The organism is uncultured Gimesia sp. (assembly GCF_937919775.1).
Classification (GTDB): domain Bacteria; phylum Planctomycetota; class Planctomycetia; order Planctomycetales; family Planctomycetaceae; genus Gimesia.
Map to the genome: position 1 here is coordinate 1 of NZ_CALFPF010000368.1, position 4554 is coordinate 4554.

The 4554-nt window shown below is 47.1% G+C and carries 2 protein-coding genes and 1 pseudogene; all 3 read left to right on the plus strand.

The annotated features are described in order from the left end of the window. Window positions 1–10 precede the first annotated feature (10 nt). A pseudogene (gene cobA / locus Q0294_RS10135) lies at window positions 11–1408 on the plus strand (uroporphyrinogen-III C-methyltransferase). Between the two features lie 207 nt (window positions 1409–1615). After that, on the plus strand, window positions 1616–2284 hold the full coding sequence (locus tag Q0294_RS10140; protein ID WP_299464294.1) for a hypothetical protein: 669 nt from the start codon (window positions 1616–1618) through the stop codon (window positions 2282–2284). A gap of 79 nt (window positions 2285–2363) precedes the next feature. Next, window positions 2364–3899 carry an HTTM domain-containing protein gene (locus Q0294_RS10145; RefSeq protein ID WP_299464297.1) on the plus strand — a complete coding sequence of 512 codons (1536 nt, stop codon included), beginning with the start codon at window positions 2364–2366 and terminating at the stop codon, window positions 3897–3899. The last annotated feature ends 655 nt before the right edge of the window (window positions 3900–4554 follow it).

Consider the following 4554-nt stretch of genomic DNA (forward strand, 5'->3'; position numbering starts at 1 on the left):
CCCTTTACTCTTGCAGCACGTTTCCTCCGAAGTCGAACGCACGTGTCGCGTTTCTGTTGGTTGCAAAAACCGACGGATTCTGCAACAGGACGAAATCAACGAGCGATTGATCGCAGCGGCCCGCGAAGGGAAGACTGTTGTTCGATTGAAAGGGGGAGACCCTTTTATCTTTGGCCGGGGAAGTGAAGAAGCAGTTGCCCTCCGAAACGCGGGTATTGATTTCGAAGTGGTCCCCGGGATTACCGCAGCAACTGCCGCTGCTGGCTATGCAGGTATTTCTGTCACACATCGCGCTTATGCGTCTGCTGTTGCCCTGATCACAGGGCATGAAGATCCTGAAAAAGCAGATTCCGCACTGGATTACGAAGTACTGGCGAAGTTTCCCGGAACACTCGTGTTCTATATGGGCTTGCACAAAATTGAACACATCGTGACTTCATTAATTCAGGCGGGAAAAGCAGAAGAGACGCCCGCAGCTGTCATCAGCCGAGGAACCACACCTTTTCAGAAAACGGTACAAAGCTCTCTCGCCAATCTGCCGGACTCTGTTCGACAGGCGGGTTTGGTCGCTCCTTCTTTAATTGTGATCGGGGAATGTGTTTCCCTGCGTGATCAAATCTCCTGGTTTGAAAAAAAACCTTTGTTCGGGCTGCGGATCGGGATTACTCGGCCTTGGGAACAATCAGAGACAGAGATTAAGCTCGCGCTCAAGCTGGGGGCACAACCGATTCTGTTACCAACCATTGAAATCAGTGCGCCCACTGACTGGATGCCTGTTGATGATGCAATTTCGCGACTGGAAGAATATCAATGGCTCGTCTTTACGAGTGCGAATGGAGTTCAATATTTCCTGAATCGACTATGGGAGACCGGGTTTGATGCAAGAAAATTATCTCATTTGAAAATTGCTACAATAGGTCCCTCAACAGCCGAAGCTTTGAATGCCTAGCATCTTCGCGCTGATTTAGTTCCCGCGCAATATCGGGCAGAGGAATTGGCTGCGGAGTTGAAGCCTCTTGTCTGTCAGCAAAAAATTCTCTGGGCGGGAGCCAATCGGGGACGTGAAGTCTTGCAGACGGAATTAGCGGAAGTCTCCGCGATCGTGGATAAAATTGTGGTTTATGAGAATCACGATGTGACCGCCTGGGACGCAGAAAGCATCAATCTGCTGGAGTCAGGAGAAGTGGACTGGATCGGCCTGAGCAGTCCTTCCATTGCCCGTAATTTTGACCGTCTGTTAACACAGAAAGCACGTGAGCAGATCGGGAAAACGATCAGGCTGGTCAGTATCAGCCCGGTAACCACTCAGGCGGCAACAGAAATCGGATTAAAGATCGACGCCGAAGCGGAAGAATATCATTGGGAAGGTATTTTCGCTGCAATTTTGAAACAGGAATCCTCAATCTGACCGCAAGAAGGCCTCCCGGAGAGGCGCTAAATCGGATAAAAAGGTTGCTATTGACCTGAATTCAAAGATTGACGATATTTACCACCCAAAATGAGAGGGTGAGGGATTCACCGGACAGGAACTGCAATAGTTCGATTCGTCCAAGCCCTTATTTGATAGTATTTTACAAATATTGATCTCATTGTTAAGCCAGGGAAGGCTATTCTGATGCGATTATTGAAACGCGGATTAACGTATCTGACAATTACCGGCTATGTCGGAGTTTTGTTGTTTGGCATCTTCTGCCATACCTTTTCCTATAGAACAGGCAATCATCCCACCATGTATTACATTGTGTGGGATATGTTTTGTGGCTGGTCCGCATATTCGATTCGCACCCATATTATTGGTGAAGGTCTCAGCGGGAAATATTATGAGTTATCGCCGGGTCCGTGGGGTGATTACAAACCTTACGGTGATCTGGGGCGGCGCCATTACGACACGACTGGTGATGCCTGGTTGAGAATGGCCATGAATACGCTGGATAAGACCGATCATGAGCCCATGCTCCGCATTTTGTGTATCGAAGAAGCCTGGTGCAAGAAATATAACCTGCCCGATTCCATCTGGGACCAGCGTTACGAAGAGCCGAAAGATTTTAAAAATTATTATCGGTTACGCAAAGTCATTACCCCCGAAGGTGTGGTTGCACAAACCTATGTGCCCTGGCTCACAAGGCAGCGTCATTTACAGATCAACGACAATCCACGACTGATTGCTGATATGAGTCGAGGACGTCCCTTTTTTGCGGCTACGGTTGGTAGTCGGATTGAATACGACGGACCGCAACATGACCCGGATGTTCCCGTTCACCTGGCATCGCCTGTAGGAAATTGAGGGTGAGTTACTTGTAGAAGTGTCATCTTAACCCGGTTCATTCTGTTTTTGAGTTGCAACATCAATCAGGATTTCAAGCATGGATGCCAAAGCAGTGATTCCAACACAAACTAATTCAATTCGTGACCGCTTCCATCGATTCTTTTTTGCGGAAGAAGTTCCCTACGGACTGGCAATCGTGCGTATGCTGGTGCCTCTCGTTTTGTTTGGAACGGTATGGACTCGATGGCCTCATGCAAGAGAGTTGTTTTCTACTGATGGCGCACCCGCTCCTCTGGCTGATATTTTTCGATACTACGACTTCCTGCCGGTTCTTTCGGGAACAGTCGCCGTTGGTTTGTTTGCTGCTTTGGGATTTTTTCTGATCTGCAGCAGTATCGGCTGGATGACTCGGTTTTCCATGATTGCTTCCGTGTTGCTCTACACCTATTTCTGTTTCATGGACTGCATCAGTATGGCGACGAAGTATTCTGCAATTGCTACGCATGTCATGTTTTTGCTTTGTCTTTCAAACTGTGGTGCCATCTGGTCAGTTGACAGTTGGTTGAAAGGGAAGCAGGAAAATAGAACGTTACCGAGATATACAAAACGCGAATTGCCTCGATTCGAGATCTGGCCGCAGAGGCTGGTACAGATTCTGATTGCTGCTGTTTATTTTGGAGCTGCCATTACAAAACTGCATACTCCCGGCTATCTCGAAGGAGATCAGATCAGTTACTGGGCGATGTCACGTTATAATAATCCGCATCCTTTGGGCGAATATTTAACAATGTACCCCATTTTGTTATCTGTCATGTCTTATGTTGCCATCGTCTGGGAAATCGCTTTTGTATTTGTTATCTGGCGAAAATGGGGACGGATTATCGGGTTGGCAATGGGAACAGCATTTCACATTGGAACGTTCTTTTCACTGGGACTTTATATTTTTCCGATGGTATCAATCTCGATTTATTTCTGCTTTCTTACGGAACAGGATGTTCAATGGTTATCGGCCCGACTACGCCGGCTCTACCGAAAAGGGGGCTGGCTGAAACAGTACTCTGGCATACTGCGATCGATCGTTGAAAGATATCGGCCTCAGCCTGTGGCCGCCTGGAAATCGCCGGTTGCATGGTCGACAGGCATCGTTGCTGTTTTATTTCTCAGTGTTTATGTGGAATATCATCAGGACATTTATGGCCTCAGACGTGCTGAAGGGCGGATGACTTTGCATGAAGTCGACTCCAAATTTGTGGAAGAAATGTTGGCTCCGGAACAGGTTCTGAGAGAAAAAGACAAGTTTCTTTCTGTGGATGTGGGAACTCAAATGGTAGGTGGTTGGCTCACTAATCGTAAATCCGAATTTATGGTGGGGGATTTGATGCTGGTACAATGCTGTCTCAATCCGCCGCACGAAGATATCTGGGTCGATTGCCACTTCTGTGATGAGAACGGACGAATCGTCTACCGGATCGGAAATATTATTCCTCGAGAGAATTTACGAAACACGTTTCAATTCTATCTTGAGGATGTTCTGGATCCTGGTAAGTACTATGTTTCCATCAAATCCAAAGGAAAAGAAGTCTTGCGACGTTCAATCACTTTGCTCCCCAAGCTTTCTGCTGTCGCCAATTAATCGAATCTGATGCTTCAGTTCCGTGTGGGGAAAGATGCAAGTTTTCCCATCGGGAACTTTAGAATCAATACGTGATATCAGATTGCCAAAAATCCTTATTGGGGGCGTATCAGATACCACTTGTAATGAGGAAGGTGCATTTGACCTTCTCACATTCATTCATCTATTCTGAATACTGATGTTGCATCGCCGTCTCTACACGGGCTGGCCAGGACAGGTCGCATTTCCAGCGAGCCATCGTTGTATTTACCAGCACCAACACGTCCAGTTGCTTCATTGAAGTTGACGTTTAGGGTGGCGGGTCACATTTTATTTCTGGCTTCACGTGCCATGCCAACAAATTCATCATGTTTATCGTATGGACCAGAAAAACGTTGCGGATGTCTGGCATAGCCACAAAGCACTTAGTTGCTCCCGGGGCGATCAAATTGTGACTGCCTTCAGGAATGGGCAGACTCAGGCAGGACTACTTCAATCTCCGTTTGAGAACGGTTCTTCAAACGTCTTGTTGTAACAGGCGTGATGTATTTGAGCATCCCGACAATGAAAGCCGATTCGTAGAAATTTTCATTTTTTTCGCAATTTCCCTAGTCTCACTTACGTCCAATCTTTCAGACAACGAGCGAAAAAAACTATACTGGCTTCTGTAAACCCT

Bases quoted from the DNA above. Each gene is read 5' to 3' on its own strand.
- Q0294_RS10140 (WP_299464294.1), top strand. From the start codon at position 1,616: ATGCGATTATTGAAACGCGGATTAACGTATCTGACAATTACCGGCTAT.
- Q0294_RS10145 (WP_299464297.1), top strand. From the start codon at position 2,364: ATGGATGCCAAAGCAGTGATTCCAACACAAACTAATTCAATTCGTGAC.